This is a genomic window from Flavobacterium glycines (assembly GCF_900100165.1).
GTDB lineage: Bacteria > Bacteroidota > Bacteroidia > Flavobacteriales > Flavobacteriaceae > Flavobacterium > Flavobacterium glycines.
Genome location: NZ_FNEO01000007.1, coordinates 145,533 through 171,214, shown reverse-complemented (window position 1 = coordinate 171,214; position 25,682 = coordinate 145,533). Strand labels below are relative to the sequence as shown.

Genomic DNA, 25,682 nt, shown 5'->3' with positions numbered 1-25,682 from the left:
CCATAACAATTTACATTAGTTGAATTAGATATAGTAGCTGATAAAGCTGCTGCAGGCTGAGTTATAGTAAAGTTTTGAGTAGTAGTACAGTTATTAGCGTCTTTTACAGTTACTGTGTAAGAACCAGCGGCAAGAGTACCGAAAGTTCCACTGTTGCCAAAAGTAGTTCCATCAATAGCATAAGAATAAGGAGCCGTACCATTAGCACCAGCTACAGTTATACTGCCAGAGTTGTTACCATAACAATTTACATTAGTTTGAGCAGTAACTGAAGCCGTTAAAGCGGTAGGTTGAGTAATTTGAACTTCAGAACTTGTAACGTTACATCCGTTAGCTTCCGATACTATGACTTTATAATAACCGACACCTAAACCAGTGTAACTACCAGTAGAATCTCCGTTTGTAGGTAATCCAGAAGCGCTAAACGTGCCTCCAGAAGTATCTGATCGCAATAAATCGTAAGTTATAGTACCTGTACCACCAGTTTTTGTTGCTGTTACAGTACCGTTCAAGTTTCCATAACAAGCAATATTCGTTTTAGTTATTGAATTAATTGCAATAGTACAACATGTACCAACTTCTATTGACTTTGTTTCTGTATCAGTATCTCCATCTCTATCAGTAATTTTTAGGCTAACTGTTTTTGTTCCACTTGAAGAATAAGTAACAATTATTGGATTGGGTGAATTACCACTAGCTGAAGAAGTTGAAGGGGTAGCTCCTGCTCCAAAATTCCATAAATAGGTTAAAGTTCCGTCTCCTCCTGTAGAGGTATTGGTAAATGTTACTTGTTGGTAAGTGTTTCCTGTACAACTTGGGTTGTATGTAAAGTTAACAGCTAAAGGTGTATTGACAATTATGGTATTTGGTAAATTTTCAGCAGAACATTTACTTGTGCCAGCACATCCAGGAGTTACAGTTGTAGCCTGTCCACCAGGAGGTGTTTGCCATGCTAAATAAATATCTTTAAGTGTAATAAAATCACCGCAAGTATAAGATGGTAACGCCATCATTCTATAATTCCCAGGAGTAATTTGACGATTATCACCAACAGTTATTTTGTTTGTATTGCCATCTGAAATATTGGCGCCATTTTCGTCAATTTCTTGGGTTCCTTTATACATATTAAATTGCATATAAAGACCGTATTTCGAACTGGCATCGGTTATTTGTACCCATAAATATTGGGTAGTGATAGGATCTCCAGAATTACAGGTTGTTAATCTGTTACCATTTGCATCTGCAAGATAAACTTCCCCAATTTTTACGTCATTAGCAGTACAACCGGCAGGTGGACAAGCTGTAGAATTTGAAGGAGTAAGATTTGCAAATATAGTTTGTGAAAAACCAGTTGTTGTAGTGAACAACATGACCATAAATGCTAAACATCGAATAAAAGTAATTTTTTTCATAATATTTATTATTAAATAAATTTGGGATGAATTTCTTAAAATACAAAAAATACCCAATTTTAGTCACAAAATAATTAGTGCTTTCTGTAATCTTTTGTTGATATTAGGATTGTTTCTGAGGATAGGTTAGTTTTTGTTTTCATATAAATGAATTTTAAGATAGTTGGAGCTAAATTCTATAGCTAGAAAAATATTCTATTTAATTTTAATGCTAAGCTACTCACATTAGTTTTTTATTGTAAATTTTCTCTTTGAACAACATAAATACTCGTTAAAGAGCGTTTTTATTTGTAAAACAAACCCTAGAAAACTATAATTTTTTGTTTGCACTCTTTATATTATATGATGAGCGGAGTTTTGTTTTTTGTTTTATGAACAGTATTTTGTTAATAAAAATTTATATTGTGTTTTCTGTAAAATAGATTATTTGGTATATGTAATTTATACCAAACTTATAAATTTAAAATGAATGGTACAATAAAAAAATCGATAAAAAGCAAAAAACAAGGATAAAATACGTTAAAAATTAACAAAAGTAGTTTTTTAATTACATTTTTATTAAGTAAGACTTGTTGAAACCATACAGGTGAAATTAAACAGTCAGAGCTGAAATTTTATTTTTTTTTTGGCTTTATAGTAAAAAATATTCCAAGATTAATTGTATCTTTCTAATAAGGAAATTCTAAAAAAATAGGTGTTAAATAAAAAAGAGGCTCTATGAAAAATTTAGTATTAGTAAGGCATGCAAAATCAAATTGGGATATGCCATTAAAAGATATAGACAGACCTTTAGATCAAAGGGGGCTGCAAGATGCACATTTGGTGTCATCCAATATTCAAAAACACCTTCCTAAAAAATATATTATATGGAGTAGTCCTGCCAAAAGAGCTTCAGATACAGCTGTCATTTTTGCGCAAAATATATTGTATCCTATAGAAAACATCGTTTTCAAAGATGATTTATACACTTTTGATGAAAAACAGTTAGAAAGCGTTGTTAAATCTTGTACAAATAGTTTTGATAGTGTAATTCTTTTTGGACATAATGCTGCAATTACAAATTTTGTTAATAAATTTGGAGATGTATTTATTGATAATGTTCCTACAAGTGGCTTTGTTTCGCTGCAATTTGATACGGATAATTGGGACAGTATTAGTAAAGGAAAGACTAAAAAAATAATAATGCCAAAAGATTTAAAATAAAAAATGTTTGATCAAAAATATATTGATAGAGAAAAAAGTTGGTTAGCATTTAATGCCAGAGTTCTTCAGGAAGCAGCAGACGATTCAGTTCCATTATTAGATAGATTACGATTTTTAGGGATTTTTTCCAATAATTTAGATGAGTTTTTTAGGGTTCGTTTTGCTGCTATTCGCAGATTGAGTTTGTCAGGGAAAACGGGGGAAAAAATATTAGGAGGTATATCGGCTCAACAATTAATTAAGGATATTACTGAAATTGTCATCGAACATCAATCAGAAAGTTTAGCTATATTAAAAGATATAGAATCAAAATTAGAAACTGAGAATATATTCATCATCAATGAAAATCAAATTTCTGATGAACAAGAATTTTTCTTAAAAGACTTTTTTATTCAAACTTTAAGTCCTGAATTAGTAACGATTATTTTGAATGATTTGGCAGAATTTCCATTGTTAAAAGACAATGTGGGTTATTTGGCTGTTAAATTAGTCATGAAAAAAGATGCAGAAGTGCATTATGCAATTATCGAGATTCCAAAAACAATGAATCGCTTTGTTGTTCTGCCTTCAAATGACAACAAAAAATATCTAATCCTCATTGATGATGTTATTCGACATAATCTAAAAAGTATCTTTAATATTTTTGATTATGAAAGTGTGAGTGCTCATATGATAAAAATAAGCAGAGATGCTCAATTGGAGATTGATAGTGATTTGAGTAAAAGTATGCTTGAAAAAATTTCTACCAGTGTAAAAGAAAGAAGAATCGGAGAACCGGTACGTTTTATTTATGATCAGACGATTGAAGAAGATACGCTGCAGTTTTTCTTAGAAAAAATGAAAATAGTATCTACTGATAGTGTTATTCCGGGTGGGAGATATCATAATAGGAGAGATTATATGGAATTTCCAAACCTAGGAAGATATGATTTACTCTATAAAAAAAACATACCTCTTCCAATTCCAGGACTTAGTCTGGAAGGTAGTATTTTAGAAAAAATAAGCAAAAAAGATTACCTTTTGCATGCACCATATCAGTCTTTTTCTTATTTAACCAAATTTTTAAGAGAGGCTGCTTTAGATCCGAAAGTAACTACTATCAAAATTACATTATATCGATTAGCTAAGAATTCTCAAATTATTAGTTCGTTGATTAATGCAGCAAAAAATGGAAAAAAAGTAACTGTTCAAATTGAGTTACAAGCCCGTTTTGATGAAGCTTCTAATATATCTTATGCTGAACAAATGCAGCAAGAAGGAATAGAACTTATTTTTGGTATCAAAGGTTTGAAAGTACATAGTAAAATTTGCGTAATAGAAAGAATTGAAAATGGTAAAAATAAACGTTACGGGTTTATTTCAACCGGAAATTTTAATGAAGCAACTGCAAAAATTTATACAGATGTAACTCTTTTTACAAGTCATCAACAAATATTAAAAGATATTTCAAAAATATTTGAATTCTTCGATATTAATTATAGAGTTCACCGCTATAAACATTTGATTGTTTCTCCACATTATACCCGTTCGAAGTTTTATAAATTCATAGATAGAGAAATTTTGAATGCCCGTGCTGGCAGAGTAGCTTATATGAAATTGAAAATGAATAGCTTGTCGGATTTTGATATGATTGATAAATTATATGAGGCAAGTAATGCGGGAGTGAAAATTCAATTAGAGGTTAGAGGAATTTGTTCTTTAATACCGGGAATAAAAGGGCTGAGTGAAAATATTGAAGCTATTAGTATCGTTGATAATTACTTAGAACATTCCCGAATTTATATTTTTGGTAACGGAGGCCAAACGGAAGTTTATATTTCTTCTGCTGATTTTATGACTCGAAATTTAGATGGAAGAGTTGAAGTAACATGTCCTATTTATGATCAGGAAATAAAAAATGAATTAATTGAAAATTTTGATATAGGATGGAAAGGAAATGTTAAAGCACGTTTTCATTCTTATAAATTAGATAATAAATACCGTAAAAATGACGGTAAAAATATATTTAGAGCTCAGTTAGAAACGTACAAATATTACCAAAGAAAAGTAGATTTGTTAAAAGAAGTTATCTTTTAAAAGATAATCAATAAAGGAAAAGAATGATTAAAATTAAGAAATACGCAGCTATCGATATTGGATCTAACGCCATGCGATTATTAGTTGTCAATATTGTTGAACAAGAAGGAAAAGAAACCCAATTCAATAAAAGTTCCTTGGTGCGTGTGCCTATTCGTTTAGGTCAGGATGCTTTTACAGTAGGGGAAATTACGGCTGAGAATTCAGATAGAATGATTGATGCAATGAAGGCATTTAATCTTTTAATGAAAGTGCACAAAGTGGAAGCTTATAAAGCTTTTGCAACTTCAGCCATGCGTGAAGCTTATAATGGTAAAGAAGTGGTAGCACTTATTAAGAAAAAAGCGGATATCAAAATTGAAATTATTGATGGAAAAAAAGAAGCTGCTATTATTGCTTCGACTGATTTACACCATTTATTGAAGACAGATAAGACTTATTTGTTTGTTGATGTAGGTGGTGGTAGTACCGAATTTACTTTGTTTTCAGATGGCAAAATAGTGACTTCAAGATCGTTCAAAGTAGGTACTGTTCGTTTGCTTAATGAAATGGTTCATGATGTGGTATGGGAAGAAATTGAAAAATGGATTAAAACTAATACCGCCGATTTTGACGAAGTTTCCCTCATAGGATCGGGAGGTAACATTAATAAATTATTCAAGATGTCGGGGAAAATGCAGGATAAGCCTTTGTCTTATTTGTATATCAATTCGCAATATGCCTTTTTAAATTCGTTAACCTACAATCAAAGAATTTCCGAATTAGGTTTGAATCCTGACCGTGCCGATGTAATTATACCAGCTGTTCGTATTTATTTGAACGCAATGAAATGGAGTGGTGCCCGAAATATCTATGTCCCTAAAATTGGACTTTCAGATGGTATTGTTAAAGCTATGTATTTTGGTAAAATATAAATTGTAATATGAATAAAACAAGATTAGAAGCCTTCAGTGACGGTGTCTTAGCCATTATTATTACTATCATGGTTTTAGAGTTGAAAGTTCCCGAAGGAGAACATTTTAGTGATTTATTGACTCTTTTTCCTGTATTTATCAGTTATGTTCTGAGTTTTATTTATGTAGGGATTTATTGGAATAATCACCATCATTTATTGCATAGTGCTACCAGAGTAAATGGTAGAATTCTTTGGGCAAATCTTCATTTACTTTTTTGGCTGTCTTTAATTCCGGCTTCTACAGCCTGGATGGGTGAGCATGATTTTGCAAAAGCTACTGTAACAGTTTATGGAATTGTACTTTTCATGTCTGCAATTGCCTTTGTGATTCTTCAAACTACTATTATTTGTTTGGATGGTGAAAAATCTTTTTTAGCTGAGGCCGTTGGAAAAGATATGAAAGGTAAATTTTCTCAGGGATTATACTTATCAGCAATTGTAATTTCTTTTTTCAATCAATGGATTTCCTTAATTATTTATTTAATAGTCGCATTGATGTGGTTGGTTCCGGATACTCGAATAGAAAAAAGAATTTTAAATTCCGAAAAAAAATAATTTTAAGCGTTTAAATCTAATCCAAATGTTGTTCTTAATAATTCAATATTTGGATTTATTTCGTGTAAGCGATTGTATTTGTCCTGATCATTTAATGCTTTTTTGATAGTCACATTTTCGTTCACAATGATGTCAATTTTAATATTGTGATTATGTAGATGGCCTCTTAAATGACCTAAAAGTCCATTCATTTCTTTTTCGAAATCCAATTTTGAACCTTCATTTGGTAATTCGATACTAATGGTTGTTCCGTTTAAAACAGGATCATTAATAAGTAATAAAGATTCCATGATTTTGAAACCTTTGTCACCTAATCTTTTAGCATAATTGGTCCATTGCAACAACATTTCTGTTTCCGTAAAAGCTTCGGTTGGTAAATCAACGGTTTCTCTTACGACTACTTTTTTGTTGTCTTCTAATGCTTTTTTGGTACGAATACTCGATAATGATAAGGCTGAAAATTGAGGTCCGGTAGTTTCTGGTTCTACTTTTTTTGGAGCTTCAGGAGTTTGAACTGCTGTCGGAATTTCCTTTTGAGCAATTGTTGGAGCAGTAGCTACTGTTTCAATAGGTTTAGATTGCTCTACTATTGAATAGTCTTTTTTTCTAAAATAAGTAGGTGGAATTATGAAAGACTCAACTTTTTTTTTTCTCCATCAAAAGTGATAGAGGCCAATTGCATTAAGCAAAGTTCAACCAGTAAACGCTGATTTTGACTCAATTTGTATTTTAAATCGCATTCATTGGCAATGGCAATTCCTTGCAAAAGAAACTCCTGTGTGCATTTTTGTGCCTGAACACCATACATTTTTTGAGCTTGTTCACCAGCCTCTAATAAACTTAAAGTTGATGGTGTTTTACTAACCAATAAATCTCTGAAATGAGAAGCTATTCCGGCTACAAAATGATGTGCATCGAATCCTTTTGAAAGAATATCGTTGAAAGCTACCAATAAATCCGGGATTTTATTCTCTAAAATTAAATCGGTTACACTAATGTAAGTTTCATAATCTAAAACATTTAGATTTTCGGTAACTGCCTGACGTGTTAAATTAGTTCCGCAATAAGAAACTACTCTGTCAAAAATAGACAAAGCATCACGCATGGCACCATCGGCTTTTTGAGCAATGATATGCAAAGCATCGTCTTCGAAAATAATTTCCTGACTTTTAGCTACTTCAGCCAAATGTTCTTTAGCGTCTTTTACGGTAATTCTTTTGAAGTCAAATATTTGACAACGCGATAAAATGGTTGGGATAATTTTGTGCTTTTCGGTCGTTGCCAAAATGAAAATAGCATGTTTAGGCGGTTCTTCTAAGGTTTTCAGGAAAGCATTAAAAGCTGCCGATGACAACATGTGCACCTCATCTATAATATAGACTTTGTATTTTCCGGTTTGTGGCGGGATACGAACCTGATCAATCAGATTTCTAATATCATCAACCGAGTTGTTTGATGCAGCATCCAATTCGAAAACATTAAAAGCAAAGTCTTCGTTAGGATCATCATAACCGGGCTGATTGATTTTTCGAGCCAAAATTCTGGCGCAAGTAGTTTTTCCAACACCTCTGGGACCTGTAAATAAAAGGGCAGAAGCCAAGTGATTGTTTTCTATGGCATTCAATAAAGTATTTGTAATCGCTTTTTGTCCCACAACATCATTAAATGTTTGTGGACGGTATTTGCGGGCTGATACTATAAATTGTTCCATAAATTTTCTATTCGAAAGCAAATATAGGTTTTAATTTAATGATTGAAAAATTAAAATATTAAAAGATTTTTAGAATTTATTAGAGATTTGATTTTCTGTTATTTTGAATTTTGAAGACTTATAAAAAATTTTATTGTTCTATTTTTTTCCGGTTTTAATACTGATATTTAATAAAAGTTGAGCGGTTTCATTGATAGAATTTGCTGCAAAACCGGCTACATAAACGCCTTTTTTTCCTGATTTTGACTGAATACCAAAAACAATTGCTTCGTCATCCGGATTAGATTCTCCTTCATAACGATAGATATGTCTGATTTCGTAATTGTGAGGATTTTTTAGAATCAGATCTTCGTGTTGATTAAAGTCGTAATTAAAACCATTTTCGTTTAATTCGTCCAAAGCTTTTGAAACAGAATCGTAGTGATATATAGTGTTCATGATACTAAATATTAAAAGGTTAAAAACATACTTAAATATAACTATTTTATTTTTAATGGCTTGAAAAATGCTTGTTAAAGTAGCCTTGCAGGACTTGTTCGCCCGCTTTTATTATTGTAGTTTTGCACCACAGACCGCCTTATCGCTGTCTCGTCTTTTGGGACGAGAGAGAGGAAAGTCCGGACACCATAGAGAGGCATAGCGGGTAACACCCGTCATCTCGTTTTTCGGGACGGGATAGGACAAGTGCAACAGAAAGTATGTACAGATAATGCTGTAGTGAAACCAGGTAAACTCTATGCGGTGAAATACCAAGTATATCAGCATTTAAGGGTTTCTCGTCCGTTGCTGAAGGGTAGGTAGCTTGATCTTGTTGGTAACAATAAGGCTAGATAAATGATAAGGGTTCCGTTCATCGGAATACAGAATCCGGCTTATAGGTCTGTTTTTTTTCTTTAAAAAAATAAAACCATTAAGGAATTGAAATTTCTTAATGGTTTTATTATTGAATTTTGTATTGATTATTCTTCTTCGGAATCATCATCTTCATGGGAATCCTCTTCGGTTTCTTCATCGCCAGATTCAAATTCGAAAAAGCTAAAAATAGAACCTCCATAATTTTTTTGAAAAGAAAAATTAGGTAAGTGTTCTAAGCTGGTATGTTTAGAATGTTCAATGATCATCATTCCGTCTTCGTTTAGAATGTTGTTTTCTAAAACTAACAAAACCACTTTTTCAAAAACATTTTGATCTAATCCATAAGGAGGATCGGCAAAAATGATATCGAATGAAGTATTGCATTTTTCCAGAAATTTAAAAACATCACTTTTGATGGCTGCAATTGGGAAATCAAATTCCGCAGCGGTTTGTTTGATGAATTTTACACAGCCAAAATCGCCATCAACAGCAGTGATGGGTTCACTACCTCGGGAAGCAAATTCGTAACTGATATTTCCTGTGCCGGAAAATAAATCCAAAATTTTTAAACCATCAAAATTAAAATGATTGTTTAAAATATTGAATAAGGATTCTTTGGACATATCGGTTGTAGGTCGAACAGGTAAACCTTTTGGTGGGTTGATGCGTCTTCCTTTGTATTTCCCGGAAATGATTCTCATGAATTGAAAAGTATAAAATGATTTCGGTTTTCGGCCTCAGTAAAATAATTGTTCCATTTTAAATCTTCCACATCTATAAGTGAAACATTGCGAATGTATTTGTAAGCCATTTTATAAAACGGACTTTCGGTGTTAATGTTCCCAATTAGTTCCAAAGGGAAATTCTCGGGATTCATTTGGAGTTGTTCGGCAGTGAACAAAATATAATAGATAAAATCTTCCGGAGTTTGGTATTCAAAAGAATTGAACAATAATAATTTTTGATTTTGTATCACCACAATTTCAAAATGCCCCTGGTTAAAATGAACCATCATTTTTTTAGCATCTACATTTTTAGAAGTATCTAATAATTTAGTGACTAAAATACTGTTGGCATGTTTATAGTCGAAAGAACCAAACTTGTCTATAAAGAAATTATTCATATTCACATAAGGAATATAAACGGCATTGATTTCGTAATTGCTGATTTCGTCAAAAGCAAAAAAATCAGTTTCGAAAACTTTGGTATTGTATTGCAAATAACTTCCCAGATAATTTTCATCAAAAAGGGGAGTCGGAACAAAAGTCGAAAGATTGTTACTGTGAATTACCAGCACATCATCATATTGTTCATTCAGTTCCGGATGCTCGGCAAAAGCATTGGCAAACAAATCTTCAATCTTAAGATTTTTGTCGAAATGGTCAAAATGGATTTCCTTAAATGATGACACCGTATTATTAAGTGTATCAAAACTGCAAAAAGAAAGTCCGGTCAGCGAAACCTGAATGGAGAGTTTTTTATATTTCTTTTCGGTGATGTCCATTAATGAAGATTTTTTCTGAATGGCAAACTTACAAATTTCAATGGCAAAAATCAATGGCAATTGCAATTTCAAATAAATCAATTACAATTGAAATGATTAAATTAATATCGAGTGATGTTTAAATGCAGATTACTTAATACATATATAATAGGTAGAAAAGAGATTTGATGCCAAAAAGTCAATTTTATTTTGATATGTTATTAAATAAAGTAAGAATATATTTCTTTTACTAAAAGGCGTTATATTTGAAAATAATCAATCTATATTAATTAAAAGAATGAAGTACCTAATTATAACAATGTTATTTGCTTTGCATATTTCGGCACAAGATTTTAATAAAGATGTAATAACTCTATCTAATAAAAATCAGATTTTAAAATTTGTACCTAAAGGCTATGAAATTCTCGGTACAGTAAGAGGAAATCTGAATTATGATAATTATGATGATTATATATTAGTATTAAAGAAAAATAATGAAGCAATCCTTTCAAATTTCAATGAGGATAAGCCAGAAAAGAGACCTTTGTTAATTTTAATTGGAAATTCAAATAATAAATTAGAATTAAGAGCGCGTAATGATAATTCGGTTTTATGTGTTGATTGTTCTGGAGCTATTCATGGAGATTCTTTTGAAGGTGTGAAAATAAAGAATGGTTATTTTTCAGTTGAGCATTATACCGTTGGTGGTAATGATAAATGGTCAAAGATTATTACTTTTAAATATGATAACTTAAAAGAGAATTGGTTTTTGCATAGAGTTGGAACCGAATATTTTAAGCTTAATCCAGATAATAATCCAGATGCAGAAGCAGTTGTTAAAGCGGGTGAAACTATTTTGACAAAAAAAGATTTTGGGATTGTTCCATTTGAAAAATTTGATATTTATGATAAGTTGTTTTATTGACATTGCTATTGAAATTGTTTTTTGCTATTGATATTGTCATTGCTATTCATTTTTAATTGGCGTAATTTGCAGCAAAATAACAACAATGATTTCCTTCCAGTTTTACAGTCTTTTAAAAAAGAGATTCCCGTTTTCACCTACTTACAATCAGGATATTTTTTTTCAGAAGATTGCGATTTTTTTGACCGAAACTAGTAATGACAGCATTTTTGTACTTAAAGGATATGCGGGAACAGGGAAGACTACAGTGATTTCGACTATTGTAAATAATCTGGGAGAGATCAATAAAAAATATGTTTTGCTGGCACCAACAGGTCGCGCGGCAAAAGTAATTGCCAATTATTCGGAGAAACCGGCATTTACCATTCACAAGAAAATCTATTTCCCAAAGAAAAATTCAGGTGGTGGAGTTTCTTTTACATTACAACAAAACAAACATAAAAATACTGTTTTTATAGTCGATGAAGCTTCGATGATTTCAGATGTAGATTCTGATTCTAAAATGTATGCCAATGGTTCTTTACTCGACGACCTGATTTCTTATGTCTATTCGGGAACCAATTGTAAAATGATTTTGCTGGGTGATACCGCTCAGTTGCCTCCGGTGAATTTAGATGTTAGTCCGGCGCTAGATATTCAAACGCTAAGTATGAATTATAATAAGGATGTTGATTATATCGAACTCGATGAAGTAATGCGTCAGGAAGAGAGTTCCGGAATTTTGCATAATGCAACCGAACTTCGCGAATTATTAAAAGATTCTTTCATTACCGATTTTCAGTTTGATGTCAGAAAGTTCAAAGATATTGTTCGATTAGTTGATGGTTACGATATTCAGGATGCCATCAATTCGGCTTATAGTAATTATAGTATCGAAGACACGGCTTTTATTGTTCGTTCGAATAAAAGAGCCAATCAATATAATGAGCAAATCAGGTCTAAAATTTTGGATAAAGAAAGCGAACTTTCCACAGGTGATTTTTTGATGGTGGTGAAGAACAACTATTTTTGGCTGAAAGAATCCGATGAAGCGGGTTTTATTGCTAATGGTGATATTATCGAAATTCTGGAAATTTTTAAAATTGTCGAATTGTATAGTTTTAAGTTTGCCAAAGTAAAAATCCGTATGGTCGATTACCCAAATCAAAAACCTTTTGAAACCGTTTTATTATTGGATACTATAAAAAGTGAATCGCCTTCTTTGACTTACGAAGAATCAAACAGATTATATCAGGAAGTATTGAAAGATTATGAAGGCGAAACCAAATTCAAACAATTCCAGAAAGTCAAAGCCAATGAATATTTCAACGGACTTCAGGTAAAATTTTCTTATGCCATTACTTGTCACAAATCACAAGGTGGACAATGGAACACGGTTTTTATCGAACAACCATATTTGCCTAATGGAATTGACAGAGATTACATTCGCTGGTTGTACACCGCAATGACCCGTGCCAAAAACAAATTATATTTAATAGGTTTCAAAGATGAAAGTTTTGTTGATTAACGTTTAAAAAATAAACCATTAAGATTTAAGTTATTAAGTTTTGTCTTTTTAACCGCAAAGTTTTAAAAGATTTACGAAAGATTATCCGCAAAGATATTTTATCCATTTACTTATATGGGCTTTTATAAAGCTTTAGTGAGGTTAGGCTGAGGAAAAAAAACTTTTATGCCTTATGTGGTAAAAAAGCTAACCGTAAAGTTTTTTGTTTTTAAATCATTAAGACTAAGATTCATTAGGTAAAGTAGAAGCTTAAGATTCTTAATTTCTTAATGGTAAAAAAGTAAAGCCACAATTGTCGATTAATTTTTGGCAATCGTTGCTTCTCTATGTTGAATTCCCCATTCTAACATTTTATCCAAAACATCACTCAATGATTTAGCCGATTCGGTCAATTCATATTCCACTGTAATAGGTGTAGTGTCATAAACGGTACGTTTGACCATTCCGTTCATTTCTAAATCTTTCAATTCTTTGGATAACATTCGGGGAGTGATTTTTGGAATATTACGTTGAATATCGGTAAAACGTCTTTTTTCAAATAATAAGGAACCTATAATTGGCAATTTCCATTTACCGTTAATTACATTCAAAGTATCATTAACTGCCAGTACAAATTGAATTGGGCAGGCTTTGGCTTCTTTAAAACTGATTACATTTTCTATTTCCATAATCTGTTGATTTTATTGTTGCTATACAAAAGTATAGTAGTGTATTTTAGTATGTAGGTATATTTTATATAGCAAATGTACTTAACTTTGAATAAAAATAAATCATAAAACATAAAAATAATGAGTGCAAAGATTTTAGTTACAGGTGCTACAGGGAATTTCGGAAAATTAACAATTGATTTTCTGTTGAAAAAAGGTGTAGATGCAGCAAACATTTCGGCTTTGGTTAGAGACGAAGCAAAAGCATCCGAATTGGCAGCAAAAGGAATTAGTTTGAAAATAGGAGATTATGATAATTACGATTCTTTGCTGGCAGCTTTTCAGGGTATCGATAAACTGTTGTTGGTTTCCGGAACTGATTTGGTAAACCGAAGTAAACAACAATTGAATGCCGTTCGGGCAGCAAAAGAAGCCGGAGTGAAACATATAATATATACAAGTTTCGAACGTAAAAATGAAACTGAAACTTCTCCAATTGTTTTTTTAGCCCAATCGCATATTGATACCGATAATGCAATCAAAGCAAGCGGAATCAACTATACTATTTTTAGAAATAATTTGTACCTGGATGTATTGCCGATGTTTTTAGGAGAGCAGGTTTTAGAATCAGGGATTTATTTTCCGGCAGGAGAAGGTCAGGCAGCTTATGTTTCCAGAAATGATTTGGCCGAAGCAGCAGCCAATGTGTTGATTTCAGACGCAAATGAAAGCAAAGAATACAGTATGAATAATATTGAGAATTATTCTTTTCAGGATATTGCCGAAACTTTAAGTAAAATAACAAATAAAGAAATAGCATACATAAGTCCGGCTTCAGAAGAATATGCCGAAGTTTTAAAAAACGCAGGAGTTCCGGGTGAATACATCGGAATGTTTGTAGGTTTTGCAGAAGCTATTAAACAAGGAGAGTTTCAAACTGATTCAAGTGATTTGGAAAAATTATTAGGTAGAAAACCTGCAAGTCTGAATGATTTTTTGAAACAAGTTTATTCTAAATAAAAAATTAAAAGATTGCAGTTTTGTTAACCACAAATTACATCTATATAATAGGTGTAATTTGTGGTTGTACTATTTTAGAAGCGAAAGAAAATGGACTAAATTCGAATGAGCTAAATTTCTTAATGCTAAAAAAGATTTAAATATATTTGTTTATGAACACACTCAACGACCTACATAAAATTTCAAGTACTTTTTCGAATACCGAAAAAATGCCTGTATTGTTCCTGGGACATGGAAGTCCGATGAACGCCATTGAAGAAAATCAGTTTGTAGCAGGTTTTAGAAATTTGGCAAAAACTTTACCGCAGCCCAATGCTATTTTGTGTATTTCGGCGCATTGGTTTACCAAAGGGACAAAAGTCACCGCGATGGAAATGCCCCGAACGATTCATGACTTTGGTGGTTTTCCTAAAGAATTGTTTGCGGTTCAATATCCCGCTCAGGGAAGTCCGGAGTTGGCAATTGATACTAAAGAATTGTTATTACCAATAGAAGTTGAACTCGATCACGAATGGGGATTGGATCATGGTGCCTGGAGTGTGATAAAACATTTGTATCCCGAAGCCAATGTTCCGGTGATTCAGTTGAGCATTGATTATTCTAAATCGCCACAATATCATTTTGAGTTGGCACAAAAATTAAGTGCTTTGCGCCATAAAGGTATCCTTATAATAGGTAGCGGAAATATAGTTCATAATTTACGATTAGTGGATTTCTATAATATGGACGTAGATAATTATGGTTTTGACTGGGCAATGGAAGCCAGAGAAAAAGTGAACTCTTATTTATTAGATGGAAATTTCCAGGCTTTGATTGATTATGAAAAAAGAGGTACGGCAGTGCAACTGGCAATCCCAACACCGGAACATTATTTACCTTTAATTTATACTTTGGGTCTCAAAGAAAAAAACGAAGAATTGAGTTTGTTTAATGATAAATTATTAGGTGGTTCTTTGAGTATGACTTCGGTGAAGATTGTTTAGACTAGTTATTTAAGGAATTATTGTTTTTCATTATTTTTGTAAAAATAACTTTTAAACTATTTTTTATGAGTGTAATAAATGAAAATGATTGTTATTACAATCCTGATTTTGTGAAATTAGTTGAAGAAGGTAGAGAAGAATATAAACGAGGTGAATGTAACACAATCTCTATAGAAGATTTATGGGAATAAGTATTAATGATTTTTTGATATAAAAAATTAGCCTCACTCTAATTTAGTGAGGTTTTTTGTTGATTCGAATTTAAATTCTTTGGGTACGATTTCGATAAAGATTATATAATTTAGTTGTTTAAATTGTTTTTGTTATTTAGTTTTAAATAGTTTGTAGACCTTATAAAATATAAATATTGTGAAGAAACTTTTAATCGTTGTTGGAGCAGGGGGATCAATAGAATTAGGGATGCCTTCAGTAAGAGAGATTGATAAATTATTTGATAATTGGGCAAGTGAAAATTATTCTTTAAATTCTCATGAAAGCGGAAATCTATATAGATGGGTTAAAGAAGAAGTAGAAAAATATTATTTAACTCAAGGGAATAGTCAAACCTTGGAACAAAATTTTGAATCTATTTTATATATAATTCAGTTTTTATCGTCAATGAGTAATACTTTGCATAGAGATTATAAAAATGATAAAGGGTTAAAAGCATTTTTTAAAATAAAAGAGTTTCCTGAAATAAAAAGATATTTTGAAAAAACAGTGATGCCTGATGCAGATGATTTCAAACAACTTCAATCATATTTAGTTGATAAATTATTACATCATATACGAAAGAAATGTAGAGAGTTAGAGTTGAATAAAGGAAGTGAACTTTCAAAAGTTAGAGCGTTTTTTGAGATTTTAAAAGAAGAGTTTGAGATTGGTTTTATAAATTTAAATTATGATAATGTAATTTTAAAAACGCTTCCAGATTTGTTTACTGGTTTTGATGTAGATACAGGTAAATTTGATAAAAATCAATTTTATCATGACAATTGGAATTTTTGTTATCATATTCATGGTTCAGTACATTTTACGATGAATGGTAAAGGAGTTAAAATGCATGAAATAACTTGGAATAATAGTTTGGATATGAATTTTGAAGATAGATCTTCTCAAAGAAATGTAAATTATACCAGTGAAGGTAATTACTTTTTAAATTCAACTATTATTACTGGATTAGATAAATCTAATCAAATTCTAAGAGAACCATTTCGTCAATATTATATGAAAATAGATAAATTAATACATGATTCTGATGCAATTCTTTTTATTGGTTATGGTTTTAGTGATTTACATTTGAATCAATTATTTCCTTCACACCGAATGGAATCTACAAAAAAAAGACAGGTTGTAGTAATTGATTATTTTCCTGACGAAACAGAAGCAATGTACAAAAGACCTGATTCATGGAGCTATAGGTTGTTTGAAACTATTCCGTTTAATGGAGATGAAATGGGTAATGGTAGCATATGTTTGCCTCCCGATACTATAATTGATTATAAGAAAAATAATTCTTTTGAATTTTCGAGAAATAAAAAATATCCATTAAGTATATGGTATAACGGTTTTTTAGCGGCATGTGATAATGCTGAAATTATCAAAGAAGAACTTAAAAAATAAGTCAAATTAATATTTATAGCTTTCTTAGTAGCCAAAATTGAGAAATAATTAAATTTACTAGTTAATTAATTTCTATAAAAAATTTAAATCTATCTTTGCCACTTTCTGCCTTTGTGGCAAAAATAAAATTCACTATGAAAATAATAGCAGTCATTCCCGCCCGTTACGCTTCCACAAGATTTCATGCTAAATTAATGCAGGATCTTGGAGGAAAAACAGTCATTTTAAGAACCTATCAGGCAGCAGTAAATACGAATTTGTTTGATGATGTTTTTGTGGTAACGGATTCCAATTTAATTTTTGACGAAATTGTTGCTCATGGCGGAAAAGCGATTATGAGTATCAAAGAACACGAATCGGGGAGTGATCGAATTGCTGAAGCGGTGGAAAATTTGGATGTTGATATTGTAATCAATGTTCAGGGTGACGAACCTTTCATCAATGCTGAGCCTTTAAAAGAGGTAATCGAAGTTTTCAAAAATGACGTGGATAAAAAAGTCGATTTGGCTTCATTGATGTATGAAATCAAAGACGAAGAAGAAATCAACAATCCAAATAATGTGAAAGTGGTGGTGAACCAAAACAACTTTGCGTTGTATTTTTCACGTTCGGTGATTCCATATCCAAGAGAAAAAAATGTAGGTGTGCGTTATATGAAACACATCGGGGTGTATGCTTTTAGAAAACAGGCTTTGTTGGATTTTTACCATTTGCCAATGAAATCTTTGGAAGCTTCTGAAAAATTGGAACAATTGCGTTATTTGGAATTTGGCAAACAAATTAAAATGGTTGAAACCACTCATGCCGGAATTGGTATCGATACTAAAGAAGATTTAGAGAAAGCAAGAAAGATTGTTTAGTCTTTTTTGCTTTTTTCAAAATAGCCTTTGGAATCTATTTTAGTGGAATAAAAATTTAAAAATAAAACTACAAACATTAATACCAAAAGCGATTGCGTCATTACTAAGAATTTTCCAAAAGCAGCTACAGGATATAAATCTCCAAAACCAATAGTTGAAGAAGTTACCATACTAAAATAAATTGCATCAAACCAATGGGCAAACTTTTGATTTAAATAATCTCCGGTAGAATACAAAACAGCAAATCCGAATACAATTTCTAAATAATTAAAAAATAGTAAAAGCATCGAGCGTTTATAGGAGCGTGGTTTTGAAAATAAATCGGATGCAAAAATTAATGTAGGAATGTATAAAACTGTTTCAAGCATTACATAAACCATTATTGCTAAGATATAAGGATATTGTTGCCAATAATTAATGATAATAATTAATGGCATGGTAACTTTTGTCAAAATATAGAAATCCATAGCCAAATCTTCATATTCAGTTCCTTTTTTAGAAGCCAAATATTTTATGTAAATCCCCGGAAAAATTAATTGTGAAGAAGATAATAACAAACGAACAATTTTTTCAATTCCATTATCATCCTGATGATCGTTGTTCCAAATGGCTTTGATATTCTGAATTCGTTTTTGAATTGGATTCAACTTAGGGTCACTTAAATTAGTTACATTCCCTAAAAGTAATTTCCGGATTATCTTTTTCATTTTTTGAATTTGTTTTCCAAGTCTAAAGTACAAATAATAGAGATTAGTCAAACTAATCTCAAGAGGGAAATGTTAAAGTAATTTTTCGATAACAATGAGTTCGTTGTGTTTTTCAACTCTTGGAATTGATTTTATGAGGAAGTTTCCTTTTCTGAATGTGCTAATTAATTTTTGATTGCGAAGATTGTCGGCTTCGTTTAAAATCATAGTGTTAAAAAGTATACTGCCTTTGCTTTTCAACAGAAAGCAAATACGGTCGATGAAAAAAGTTTCAAAAAGAAAATTAGGCATTTTGGTGTCCTGAAAAATATCTATAATAATTAAATCGTATTTGTCTTTCGTTTTTAAAACAAATTCGAAGGCATCGTCAATTACAATTTCGAGCTGTGGGATTTTGTCTAGTTTAAAATAACGATTGGCAATTTCAACTATTTCCGAATCAATTTCTACTCCGGTTATTTTTCCCGAAAACCCAATATCATCTATTAAAGTTTTAATTACGCTCCCGCCTGCAACTCCAAGAACCAGAACTGATTCCATTTTTTTTATTTTGGCAAAACCAATATTTTTCAATCCCAATTTCAAAATACGTTGCAGACTACCGTATGAATAATTGGTATTAAGTGAATCAATAACCAAATCACCATTTGCCCAAGTGACTTCTACTGATTTGCTTAAATCTGATTTTTGACTGTAAATTTTTATGGGGTATAAATAGCTAAGTAGGCGTTTTAACATGAATCTGCTTTTTCTCAAAAATAACTTTTATATCCTAAAAGCGCTATTTTTTAAATAAAAAAGTAAAATTATTTTCTTACAAACAATTGTCTGAAAAATGAAGAGTCTTGAATTTAGTAATAACTTTTGTAGGTAGTTGTAGAAGTAATTAATACTTTTATTTAAAAGTGTATACTATTGATTTGTATTGTACTATTGTTTTTTACTTGCATTTTGTATTTAATACTAGTACGGTATGATTTAAGACTGTTTTGTGTTCGGATTAAAGCTTTTAAAAGTCCCGTCTTTATAGAAAAATACTATTTTTTCAATATCTTCTTCAAATAGATTTTTTAGTATCTCATTTGAATTGGTAGTTTTTTCTTTGATATTCTTTTCTGAAAATAAACTTTCATCAATTAGTGCGTCTGGATTTACTGGAGAAATCGGAGGAATGTTTACTGGTGTTTCCGGTTCAGTTGGTAAACTGTTGTTTTTAGGGAAATTACCTTTACCATTTAATATCCAATACAAATCGACTTCAGGATAAACATCCAGAATTTTGAGAATAAAATCCAGACTGGGTTTGTTTCTTCCTGAAAGGAGATGAGATAAACTAGAGCGTTGCACACCAATTTTATCGGCAAAGGCAGAAGCGTTCATCCCGTAATAATCGAGTATAATCTCGAGTCTTTTTATAAAATCTTCCGTGTTTACCATTGTAAAATATAGTTTTAAAACTAACTGTTTACAAATGTAATTAAAAGCAATGTAAACTCCAATATTACAGTTGTAAATAATAGTTAATATTGTAATTTGTTTAAATTTTAAATTTAAAATAAAATAGTTAATTATCTAGAAATAAGTAGAGTGTGTATTGAATAGAATTAAAATAACATTTGTCAATTAACTGTTAGAACAATAACTCAAAAAAAGTGGCAATATTGTTTACAATTATAAAAAACACTCTTTGCTTATTGTTTACGAATGTAAAAATAAAGATGTTTACTTTTGTAAATCAAAAAAAAATGGATTATGAATTTAGAACAATTGTTTCTTGATAATAAAGAAAAAACGATTGAAGGCAGGTATTTGACTCTGGAGTCAATTGAGCCAATATTAAACAGAATGAATACGGATAATCAATTGTCGGTTATTGGAAAATCAGTTAAGGGAAGATTAATTTATAAATATAGTATCGGTACGGGAAAGACTAAGATTTATCTTTGGTCGCAAATGCATGGTAATGAAAGTACAACCACAAAAGCTTTATTTGATTTTTTAAATCTGCTGCATAGTGGTTCAGATTTGGCAAAAACTTTCTTGGCTAATTTTACTTTTTGCTGTTTACCAATGTTGAATCCTGATGGAGCTTATTTGTATACTCGGGCCAATGCTAATGAAATTGACTTAAACAGGGATTCGCAGGACTTGACTCAGCCGGAAAGTAAAATATTGCGGGCGGTTTTTGAGGAATTCAAACCTGATTTTTGCTATAATCTTCACGATCAGCGAACTATTTTTGGAGTTGCTGATACTGGTAAACCTGCAACGGTTTCGTTTTTAGCACCTTCTTATAATGAAGAAAGAGAAATAAATGATTCGCGACAAAAAGCTATTAATTTGATTGCTGAAATGAATGCGGTATTACAAGGATTTATTCCGGGACAAATAGGGCGTTTTGATGATTCTTTCAATATTAATTGTATTGGAGATACTTTTCAGTATTTAGGCGTTCCTACTATTTTATTTGAAGCTGGCCATTTTCCGGGAGACTATCATAGAGAAGTTACTCGAAAATACATTTTTATGGCTTTAGTTTCGAGTTTTACAAAACTTAACGAAAACGTTGTAGAAATTAATAGAACGGAAGAATATTTGAATATTCCTCAAAATAAAGTTGTTTTTTATGATTTTATATACAAAAAGGTTAAAATAAATTATGACGGTAATGAAAAAATAACGAATTTTGCTGCTCAGTATAAGGAGGAATTAATTGATGGTAAAATCAATTTTAATGCTTATGTAGCTAAAATTGATGAATTAGAAGGTTTCTTTGGACATGAAGAATTTGATGCCCAAGGTGCTGTTTATGATGACGGAGTAAATAATTTTCCAAAACTTGATCAAAAGGCAAATTTTTGTTTAGGAAAAGACCATAAATTTGTCAACGGATTAATAAAAAAGTAATTTTTTGTACGAGTTTATCATTTTTATGTATATTTTTATGCTTTAAAATGATAATTAATAATATAATTAAAGAAATATGAGTAAGTTCCGTTTAGATGAAGTAGATCATCAAATTTTAGACATGTTGATAGATAATACGAGAGTTCCGTTCACGGATATTGCTAAAAAATTATTAATTTCAGCTGGTACTGTGCATGTTAGAGTTAAGAAAATGGAAGATGCTGGTATTATCATGGGTTCCTCTTTAGTGTTGGATTATGATAAATTAGGCTATTCTTTTATTGCTTATGTAGGTGTGTTTTTAAATAACACCTCTCAAACGAAGTTTGTTTTACAACGTATTAACGAAATTCCTTTTGTGACAGTTGCTTCTGTAACTACCGGGAAATTTAATATTTTCTGTAAAATCAGAGCAAAAGATACTAAACATGCTAAAGATGTAATCTTTATGATTGACGATATCGATGGTGTATATAGAACAGAAACTATGATTTCTCTTGAAGAAAGTATCAACGATAAGAAGCGTTTGATGCACACTATCTTCAAAAACATGTAATTTTTGACTTGAATGTTATTAAAAAAATAATACCTCAAGTTTACTCTTGGGGTTATTTTTTTTAAAAATGAACAATACGCATAATTAACAAAAAAATAATTAACATAATTTATGTATACGCTCCCTAAAATAGAACGTTTTAACCAAAACGTTCTCTCTAAATATCATATTTACAATAGCGTTTTCATTACTTTACCTTTTGATTCAATTGATAATACCGGTGCCTTATTGCCTTTGTTTACAGAGGTTTGTGATACAGGTTACAAAAAGATGGAAACACCAAAGGAAATTTTTGAATTCTTCTCTAAAAAATATTTACACACTGATGTAGAGGCTGATAAAATTGATTTAATGTTTCGTTTTATCCAATATATAGAACGTCAGATTGTATTGTTTGATGCTATAGAAGATGCTGCTTTTCCTATTGTAAATAATATGGAGGGACGCGGTTCTTTGAGAGATATCAAAGAAAAATCAGAAGCCAGAGGTAAGAATGAAGAGTTAGCTGAATTTTTGGAAAACTTCAATGTTAGAACAGTTCTGACAGCTCACCCTACACAGTTTTATCCTGGTCCGGTTTTAGGTATTATCAACGACCTTACACAAGCTATTCGTGATAATAATCTATTGCAAATCAAACAGCTTTTGGCACAATTAGGAAAAACCCCTTTCATTAAAAATGAAAAGCCAAATCCTTTTGACGAAGCAGTAAGCTTAATTTGGTATCTGGAAAATGTATTCTATAATACTGCCGGAGATTTAATGCATTATTTAGAAACGAATATTGCACCAAATGGAAATATTAAAAATCCTATTATCCAACTAGGTTTCTGGCCGGGAGGAGACAGAGATGGAAATCCATTTGTTACCACTGATATTACACTTAAAGTTGCTGATCGTTTAAGAACTTCTATTTTAAAATGTTATTATTTTGAAATGAGAAACTTAAAGAGAAAACTAACTTTCTCAGGTGTAGATTTTCTGGTTGCTGAACTTGAAAATAAATTATACCGTTCTGTTTTTTATTCTACAGGTGAAATTTTTATCACTTTAGAGGAATTTAAATCTCAGTTAAACAAAATTAAAACTATTATTGTAGAGCAACATCAATCTTTATATGTTGATGAATTAGAAGCTTTATTGATAAAAGTAAATTTATTCGGATTCCATTTTGCAACATTAGATATTCGTCAGAATAGTAAAATTCACGATGCGGTATTCAGAGATATTTTTGATTACTATTTAGCTAATGGAAGTGAAGTTTTCCCTAAAAACTATTATGAATTATCCGAAGCAGAAAAATGTGAAGTTTTAACGCAGGTACAAGGGAATTTGAATTCGGCTGATTTTAAAAATGAAATGACTCAATCTACAATTGATTCTATCAGAGCTATTCAGCAAATTCAGAAATGCAATGGTGAGTTAGGAGCTAACCGTTATATTATTAGTAATAATGAAAATGCGGTTAATGTTTTAGAAGCTTATGCTTTATTTAGACTGAGCAACTGGGAGCATCCATCAGTTGATATTGTGCCTTTATTTGAATCAGTAGATGATTTACAAAATGCGCATAATGTAATGGAGCAATTGTATACAAATCCGGTTTATGCTGAGCATTTGGCTAACAGAGGAATGAAACAAACCATTATGCTTGGTTTTTCTGATGGTACAAAAGATGGTGGTTATTTAATGGCTAACTGGAGTATTTATCAGGCTAAGGAGCAGCTTACTGCTATGTCCAGAAAATACGGAATTAAAGTGATTTTCTTTGATGGACGTGGTGGACCGCCTGCTCGTGGAGGAGGTAAAACACATAAGTTTTATGCTTCTTTAGGACCAGAAATCGAAAACAAAGAAATTCAGGTTACTGTTCAGGGGCAAACTATTAGTTCAAACTTTGGAACTTTGGATTCTTGTCGTCATAATTTAGAAAACTTATTAAGTGCTGGTGTAACTAACCAGGTATTCAATAAAGATTTGAATAAATTATCAGATAGTGACAAAGAGATTATGGTCCAATTATCTGAACTTGGATATGAAAAATATTTGAGTTTTAAAAATCACGATAAGTTTATTCCGTACTTGGAAAAAATGAGTACGTTGAAATATTACGCTAAAACTAATATTGGAAGTCGTCCTTCTAAAAGAAGTAAGTCTGAAAAATTAGATTTTAAAGATTTAAGAGCTATTCCATTTGTGGGTTCCTGGAGTCAGTTGAAACAAAATGTACCAGGTTTCTATGGTGTTGGTTCGGCTTTAAAATACTTTGAGGACACAAATCAATGGGAAAAAGTTCAGGACTTGTACAACCGTTCTATGTTCTTCAAAACATTATTGGAAAATAGTATGATGTCATTGGCTAAGTCATTTTTCCCATTAACAGCTTATATGAAAAATGATCCTGAATTTGGAGAATTCTGGCAAAACATTTATGACGAGTTTTTAGAAACTAAGAGATTGTTGTTGAAAATTGCCGGACATAAAGAATTGATGGAAAATTATCCTGACGGTATAGCTTCAATTCAAATCAGAGAACGTATTGTGTTGCCTTTATTAACGATTCAACAATATGCATTATTGCGAATTAATGAATTGAATAAAGAGCCAAATCCGGATGAAAAACTGATTAAAGTTTACGAAAAAATCGTAATGCGTTCTTTGTTTGGTAATACCAATGCAAGTAGAAATTCAGCTTAATTTTTTATGAAAGCAATTGATATCCCGGAAAACGAATATTCTGTATTCAATGCTACTTATGTAAAAGCAGCAGGAGACGGAGATTTATATGAAGACTTAGAAATAAGTCTTCATGATTTTATTCGTTTTGTTCAGGATATTCCAATGGATAAATTTGATTATCGTTATGCCGAAGGCAAATGGACAATCAAAGAAATCATTCAGCACATAATTGATACCGAACGTGTTTTTGCTTACAGGGCTTTGCGGGTTTCCAGAAATGACAAAACGCCTTTGCCGGGATTTGATGAAAATGCTTATGCATTAAATACAGATGCTAATAGCAGGCACTTACAAAGTTTGTTAACTGAATTATCAATTGTTCGCCAAAGTACTTTGGCGCTTTTTAAAAGTCTTTCAGAAGAACAATTAAAAAGAATTGGAATTGCTTCTAATGCTGATATTTCAGTGCGTGCGATAGGTTTTATTATCATTGGACACTTAAAACACCATCATAAAGTTTTTAAAGAAAGATATTTATAAATCATAGAAAACAGTTGACCAGATTTTCAGCTTGTTTTCAAAAGACATCGTATTAGCGGGACTAGTAGAAGGCATTACATAATAAGTAATGCCTTTTATTTGCCCGAAATTTTTATTAAAGTAGCGGTGACTTTCTTTTCCGTTGAAGACAATCTTTTTAATATTAGGAAATTGTTTCAATAAACTTTCAAAATCATTTGGCTTATGATTTTTAATGTGAATATCTAAACTTCCTTTTCGTTCGCAATTTTCCAAAACATCCCAAATGCCAATTTTATGATTTTGCAATACTTTTATTTTTTCTTCGAAAACAGTAGTAACCGGTAATTTATCAAATAAAGTATAAATGATTTTCCAGAAATGATTGCGCGGATGCGCATAATATTCCTGTTTTTCTAAAGAAGCAATTCCGGGCATGGTTCCTAAAATTAAAATTTGAGTTTCGGCGTTGACAAAAGGAGGGAAGGAATAAATCATA

Annotated in this window: 26 protein-coding genes and 1 other RNA gene; 16 read left to right on the top strand and 11 right to left on the bottom strand. The window is 31.3% G+C overall.

Annotation, left to right across the window (positions count from 1 at the left end):
• A partial coding sequence (locus tag BLR17_RS14340) for a PKD domain-containing protein (protein WP_245683145.1) occupies positions 1-1,412 on the bottom strand: 1,412 nt, incomplete at its 3' end.
• A gap of 717 nt (positions 1,413-2,129) precedes the next feature.
• Between BLR17_RS14340 and BLR17_RS14335 the strand changes: the two genes are divergently transcribed.
• From BLR17_RS14335 to BLR17_RS14320, 4 genes are read left to right on the top strand one after another with little or no spacing between them, the layout of a single operon-like run.
• A complete protein-coding gene (locus tag BLR17_RS14335) occupies positions 2,130-2,615 on the top strand; it encodes a SixA phosphatase family protein (RefSeq protein WP_066326513.1) in 486 nt (161 codons plus the stop codon).
• Between the two features lie 3 nt (positions 2,616-2,618).
• Positions 2,619-4,691 carry a polyphosphate kinase 1 gene (gene ppk1 / locus BLR17_RS14330; protein ID WP_066326506.1) on the top strand — a complete coding sequence of 691 codons (2,073 nt, stop codon included), beginning with the start codon at positions 2,619-2,621 and terminating at the stop codon, positions 4,689-4,691.
• Positions 4,692-4,714: 23 nt separating this feature from the next.
• Entirely contained in the window at positions 4,715-5,605 is an 891-nt protein-coding gene (locus BLR17_RS14325) for a Ppx/GppA phosphatase family protein (protein WP_066326504.1), read from the top strand.
• An 8-nt stretch (positions 5,606-5,613) separates the two neighbouring features.
• A complete protein-coding gene (locus BLR17_RS14320; RefSeq protein WP_066326502.1) occupies positions 5,614-6,201 on the top strand; it encodes a TMEM175 family protein in 588 nt (195 codons plus the stop codon).
• 2 nt (positions 6,202-6,203) lie between these two features.
• Here the strand turns inward: BLR17_RS14320 and BLR17_RS14315 are convergent, their stop codons facing one another.
• The 3 genes from BLR17_RS14315 to BLR17_RS14305 all read right to left on the bottom strand — a co-directional run bounded on the left by BLR17_RS14315 (position 6,204) and on the right by BLR17_RS14305 (position 8,350).
• Positions 6,204-6,491: a DNA polymerase III gene (locus tag BLR17_RS14315; protein WP_245683144.1), complete on the bottom strand. Its 288-nt coding sequence runs from the start codon at positions 6,489-6,491 to the stop codon at positions 6,204-6,206.
• Positions 6,492-6,826: 335 nt separating this feature from the next.
• A complete protein-coding gene (gene dnaX, locus BLR17_RS14310) occupies positions 6,827-7,912 on the bottom strand; it encodes a DNA polymerase III subunit gamma/tau (protein WP_066326496.1) in 1,086 nt (361 codons plus the stop codon).
• A 138-nt stretch (positions 7,913-8,050) separates the two neighbouring features.
• Positions 8,051-8,350 (bottom strand): hypothetical protein, encoded by a 300-nt coding sequence (locus BLR17_RS14305; protein WP_066326491.1) that lies wholly within the window; start codon positions 8,348-8,350, stop codon positions 8,051-8,053.
• A 126-nt stretch (positions 8,351-8,476) separates the two neighbouring features.
• Here BLR17_RS14305 and rnpB point away from each other — a divergent pair.
• An RNA gene (gene rnpB / locus BLR17_RS14300) (RNase P RNA component class A) lies at positions 8,477-8,803 on the top strand.
• A 68-nt stretch (positions 8,804-8,871) separates the two neighbouring features.
• On the opposite strand, the gene rsmD is transcribed toward rnpB, so the two are convergent.
• Both rsmD and BLR17_RS14290 read right to left on the bottom strand, forming a co-directional pair.
• On the bottom strand, positions 8,872-9,468 hold the full coding sequence (rsmD, locus tag BLR17_RS14295) for a 16S rRNA (guanine(966)-N(2))-methyltransferase RsmD (protein ID WP_066326489.1): 597 nt from the start codon (positions 9,466-9,468) through the stop codon (positions 8,872-8,874).
• A complete protein-coding gene (locus BLR17_RS14290) occupies positions 9,465-10,271 on the bottom strand; it encodes a DUF3822 family protein (RefSeq protein WP_066326488.1) in 807 nt (268 codons plus the stop codon). Before BLR17_RS14290 ends, rsmD begins: the two co-directional genes overlap by 4 nt.
• Positions 10,272-10,548: 277 nt before the next feature.
• On the opposite strand from BLR17_RS14290, the gene BLR17_RS14285 reads away from it, so the two are divergent.
• Together BLR17_RS14285 and BLR17_RS14280 are read left to right on the top strand one after the other, a co-directional pair.
• Positions 10,549-11,175 carry a hypothetical protein gene (locus BLR17_RS14285; protein ID WP_066326486.1) on the top strand — a complete coding sequence of 209 codons (627 nt, stop codon included), beginning with the start codon at positions 10,549-10,551 and terminating at the stop codon, positions 11,173-11,175.
• An 85-nt stretch (positions 11,176-11,260) separates the two neighbouring features.
• Positions 11,261-12,682, top strand: a complete 1,422-nt coding sequence (locus BLR17_RS14280; protein ID WP_066326484.1) for an ATP-dependent DNA helicase — start codon at positions 11,261-11,263, stop codon at positions 12,680-12,682.
• A 299-nt stretch (positions 12,683-12,981) separates the two neighbouring features.
• Here BLR17_RS14280 and BLR17_RS14275 read toward each other — a convergent pair whose 3' ends face one another.
• Complete coding sequence (locus BLR17_RS14275; protein ID WP_066326482.1) at positions 12,982-13,350, bottom strand: winged helix-turn-helix transcriptional regulator; 369 nt, start codon at positions 13,348-13,350, stop codon at positions 12,982-12,984.
• 120 nt (positions 13,351-13,470) lie between these two features.
• Here BLR17_RS14275 and BLR17_RS14270 point away from each other — a divergent pair, with 120 nt between their 5' ends.
• The 5 genes from BLR17_RS14270 (at position 13,471) to kdsB (ending at position 17,815) form a co-directional block, all read left to right on the top strand.
• On the top strand, positions 13,471-14,349 hold the full coding sequence (locus tag BLR17_RS14270) for an SDR family oxidoreductase (protein ID WP_066326159.1): 879 nt from the start codon (positions 13,471-13,473) through the stop codon (positions 14,347-14,349).
• A 152-nt stretch (positions 14,350-14,501) separates the two neighbouring features.
• A complete protein-coding gene (gene ygiD, locus BLR17_RS14265; protein WP_066326157.1) occupies positions 14,502-15,332 on the top strand; it encodes a 4,5-DOPA-extradiol-dioxygenase in 831 nt (276 codons plus the stop codon).
• A 20-nt stretch (positions 15,333-15,352) separates the two neighbouring features.
• Positions 15,353-15,523 (top strand): DUF2683 family protein, encoded by a 171-nt coding sequence (locus tag BLR17_RS16615; protein ID WP_368482853.1) that lies wholly within the window; start codon positions 15,353-15,355, stop codon positions 15,521-15,523.
• Positions 15,524-15,701: 178 nt separating this feature from the next.
• The gene (locus BLR17_RS14260; protein ID WP_083189236.1) at positions 15,702-16,955 is read left to right on the top strand and encodes an SIR2 family protein; all 1,254 of its coding nucleotides are present in this window, start codon (positions 15,702-15,704) and stop codon (positions 16,953-16,955) included.
• 134 nt (positions 16,956-17,089) lie between these two features.
• Complete coding sequence (kdsB, locus tag BLR17_RS14255; RefSeq protein ID WP_066326153.1) at positions 17,090-17,815, top strand: 3-deoxy-manno-octulosonate cytidylyltransferase; 726 nt, start codon at positions 17,090-17,092, stop codon at positions 17,813-17,815.
• Here the strand turns inward: kdsB and BLR17_RS14250 are convergent.
• The 3 genes from BLR17_RS14250 to BLR17_RS14240 form a co-directional block, all read right to left on the bottom strand.
• Complete coding sequence (locus tag BLR17_RS14250; RefSeq protein ID WP_066326151.1) at positions 17,812-18,522, bottom strand: potassium channel family protein; 711 nt, start codon at positions 18,520-18,522, stop codon at positions 17,812-17,814. The two genes, kdsB and BLR17_RS14250, sit on opposite strands and share 4 nt — an antisense overlap.
• A 72-nt stretch (positions 18,523-18,594) precedes the next feature.
• A complete protein-coding gene (locus BLR17_RS14245; RefSeq protein ID WP_066326149.1) occupies positions 18,595-19,260 on the bottom strand; it encodes a spermidine synthase in 666 nt (221 codons plus the stop codon).
• A gap of 240 nt (positions 19,261-19,500) precedes the next feature.
• The gene (locus BLR17_RS14240; protein ID WP_066326147.1) at positions 19,501-19,959 is read right to left on the bottom strand and encodes a helix-turn-helix domain-containing protein; all 459 of its coding nucleotides are present in this window, start codon (positions 19,957-19,959) and stop codon (positions 19,501-19,503) included.
• Positions 19,960-20,274: 315 nt separating this feature from the next.
• Between BLR17_RS14240 and BLR17_RS14235 the strand changes: the two genes are divergently transcribed.
• The 4 genes from BLR17_RS14235 to BLR17_RS14220 all read left to right on the top strand — a co-directional run bounded on the left by BLR17_RS14235 (position 20,275) and on the right by BLR17_RS14220 (position 25,204).
• On the top strand, positions 20,275-21,429 hold the full coding sequence (locus BLR17_RS14235; protein WP_066326145.1) for a M14 family metallopeptidase: 1,155 nt from the start codon (positions 20,275-20,277) through the stop codon (positions 21,427-21,429).
• Between the two features lie 76 nt (positions 21,430-21,505).
• Positions 21,506-21,985 carry an Lrp/AsnC family transcriptional regulator gene (locus tag BLR17_RS14230; RefSeq protein ID WP_007139244.1) on the top strand — a complete coding sequence of 160 codons (480 nt, stop codon included), beginning with the start codon at positions 21,506-21,508 and terminating at the stop codon, positions 21,983-21,985.
• A 111-nt stretch (positions 21,986-22,096) separates the two neighbouring features.
• Positions 22,097-24,682, top strand: a complete 2,586-nt coding sequence (locus tag BLR17_RS14225) for a phosphoenolpyruvate carboxylase (protein ID WP_066326143.1) — start codon at positions 22,097-22,099, stop codon at positions 24,680-24,682.
• Positions 24,683-24,688: 6 nt separating this feature from the next.
• Positions 24,689-25,204, top strand: a complete 516-nt coding sequence (locus BLR17_RS14220) for a DinB family protein (RefSeq protein WP_066326141.1) — start codon at positions 24,689-24,691, stop codon at positions 25,202-25,204.
• On the opposite strand, the gene BLR17_RS14215 is transcribed toward BLR17_RS14220, so the two are convergent.
• Positions 25,199-25,681 (bottom strand): DNA-deoxyinosine glycosylase, encoded by a 483-nt coding sequence (locus BLR17_RS14215; RefSeq protein WP_066326140.1) that lies wholly within the window; start codon positions 25,679-25,681, stop codon positions 25,199-25,201. The two genes, BLR17_RS14220 and BLR17_RS14215, sit on opposite strands and share 6 nt — an antisense overlap.
• Position 25,682: the final 1 nt, after the last annotated feature.

What these genes read in the sequence shown, in the direction of transcription:
- BLR17_RS14335 (WP_066326513.1), top strand. Translation starts at nt 2,130, where the DNA reads ATGAAAAATTTAGTATTAGTAAGGCATGCAAAATCAAATTGGGATATG.
- ppk1 (WP_066326506.1), top strand. Translation starts at nt 2,619, where the DNA reads ATGTTTGATCAAAAATATATTGATAGAGAAAAAAGTTGGTTAGCATTT.
- BLR17_RS14325 (WP_066326504.1), top strand. Translation starts at nt 4,715, where the DNA reads ATGATTAAAATTAAGAAATACGCAGCTATCGATATTGGATCTAACGCC.
- BLR17_RS14320 (WP_066326502.1), top strand. Translation starts at nt 5,614, where the DNA reads ATGAATAAAACAAGATTAGAAGCCTTCAGTGACGGTGTCTTAGCCATT.
- BLR17_RS14315 (WP_245683144.1), bottom strand. Translation starts at nt 6,491, where the DNA reads ATGGAATCTTTATTACTTATTAATGATCCTGTTTTAAACGGAACAACC.
- dnaX (WP_066326496.1), bottom strand. Translation starts at nt 7,912, where the DNA reads ATGGAACAATTTATAGTATCAGCCCGCAAATACCGTCCACAAACATTT.
- BLR17_RS14305 (WP_066326491.1), bottom strand. Translation starts at nt 8,350, where the DNA reads ATGAACACTATATATCACTACGATTCTGTTTCAAAAGCTTTGGACGAA.
- rsmD (WP_066326489.1), bottom strand. Translation starts at nt 9,468, where the DNA reads ATGAGAATCATTTCCGGGAAATACAAAGGAAGACGCATCAACCCACCA.
- BLR17_RS14290 (WP_066326488.1), bottom strand. Translation starts at nt 10,271, where the DNA reads ATGGACATCACCGAAAAGAAATATAAAAAACTCTCCATTCAGGTTTCG.
- BLR17_RS14285 (WP_066326486.1), top strand. Translation starts at nt 10,549, where the DNA reads ATGAAGTACCTAATTATAACAATGTTATTTGCTTTGCATATTTCGGCA.
- BLR17_RS14280 (WP_066326484.1), top strand. Translation starts at nt 11,261, where the DNA reads ATGATTTCCTTCCAGTTTTACAGTCTTTTAAAAAAGAGATTCCCGTTT.
- BLR17_RS14275 (WP_066326482.1), bottom strand. Translation starts at nt 13,350, where the DNA reads ATGGAAATAGAAAATGTAATCAGTTTTAAAGAAGCCAAAGCCTGCCCA.
- BLR17_RS14270 (WP_066326159.1), top strand. Translation starts at nt 13,471, where the DNA reads ATGAGTGCAAAGATTTTAGTTACAGGTGCTACAGGGAATTTCGGAAAA.
- ygiD (WP_066326157.1), top strand. Translation starts at nt 14,502, where the DNA reads ATGAACACACTCAACGACCTACATAAAATTTCAAGTACTTTTTCGAAT.
- kdsB (WP_066326153.1), top strand. Translation starts at nt 17,090, where the DNA reads ATGAAAATAATAGCAGTCATTCCCGCCCGTTACGCTTCCACAAGATTT.
- BLR17_RS14250 (WP_066326151.1), bottom strand. Translation starts at nt 18,522, where the DNA reads ATGAAAAAGATAATCCGGAAATTACTTTTAGGGAATGTAACTAATTTA.
- BLR17_RS14245 (WP_066326149.1), bottom strand. Translation starts at nt 19,260, where the DNA reads ATGTTAAAACGCCTACTTAGCTATTTATACCCCATAAAAATTTACAGT.
- BLR17_RS14240 (WP_066326147.1), bottom strand. Translation starts at nt 19,959, where the DNA reads ATGGTAAACACGGAAGATTTTATAAAAAGACTCGAGATTATACTCGAT.
- BLR17_RS14235 (WP_066326145.1), top strand. Translation starts at nt 20,275, where the DNA reads ATGAATTTAGAACAATTGTTTCTTGATAATAAAGAAAAAACGATTGAA.
- BLR17_RS14230 (WP_007139244.1), top strand. Translation starts at nt 21,506, where the DNA reads ATGAGTAAGTTCCGTTTAGATGAAGTAGATCATCAAATTTTAGACATG.
- BLR17_RS14225 (WP_066326143.1), top strand. Translation starts at nt 22,097, where the DNA reads ATGTATACGCTCCCTAAAATAGAACGTTTTAACCAAAACGTTCTCTCT.
- BLR17_RS14220 (WP_066326141.1), top strand. Translation starts at nt 24,689, where the DNA reads ATGAAAGCAATTGATATCCCGGAAAACGAATATTCTGTATTCAATGCT.
- BLR17_RS14215 (WP_066326140.1), bottom strand. Translation starts at nt 25,681, where the DNA reads ATGATTTATTCCTTCCCTCCTTTTGTCAACGCCGAAACTCAAATTTTA.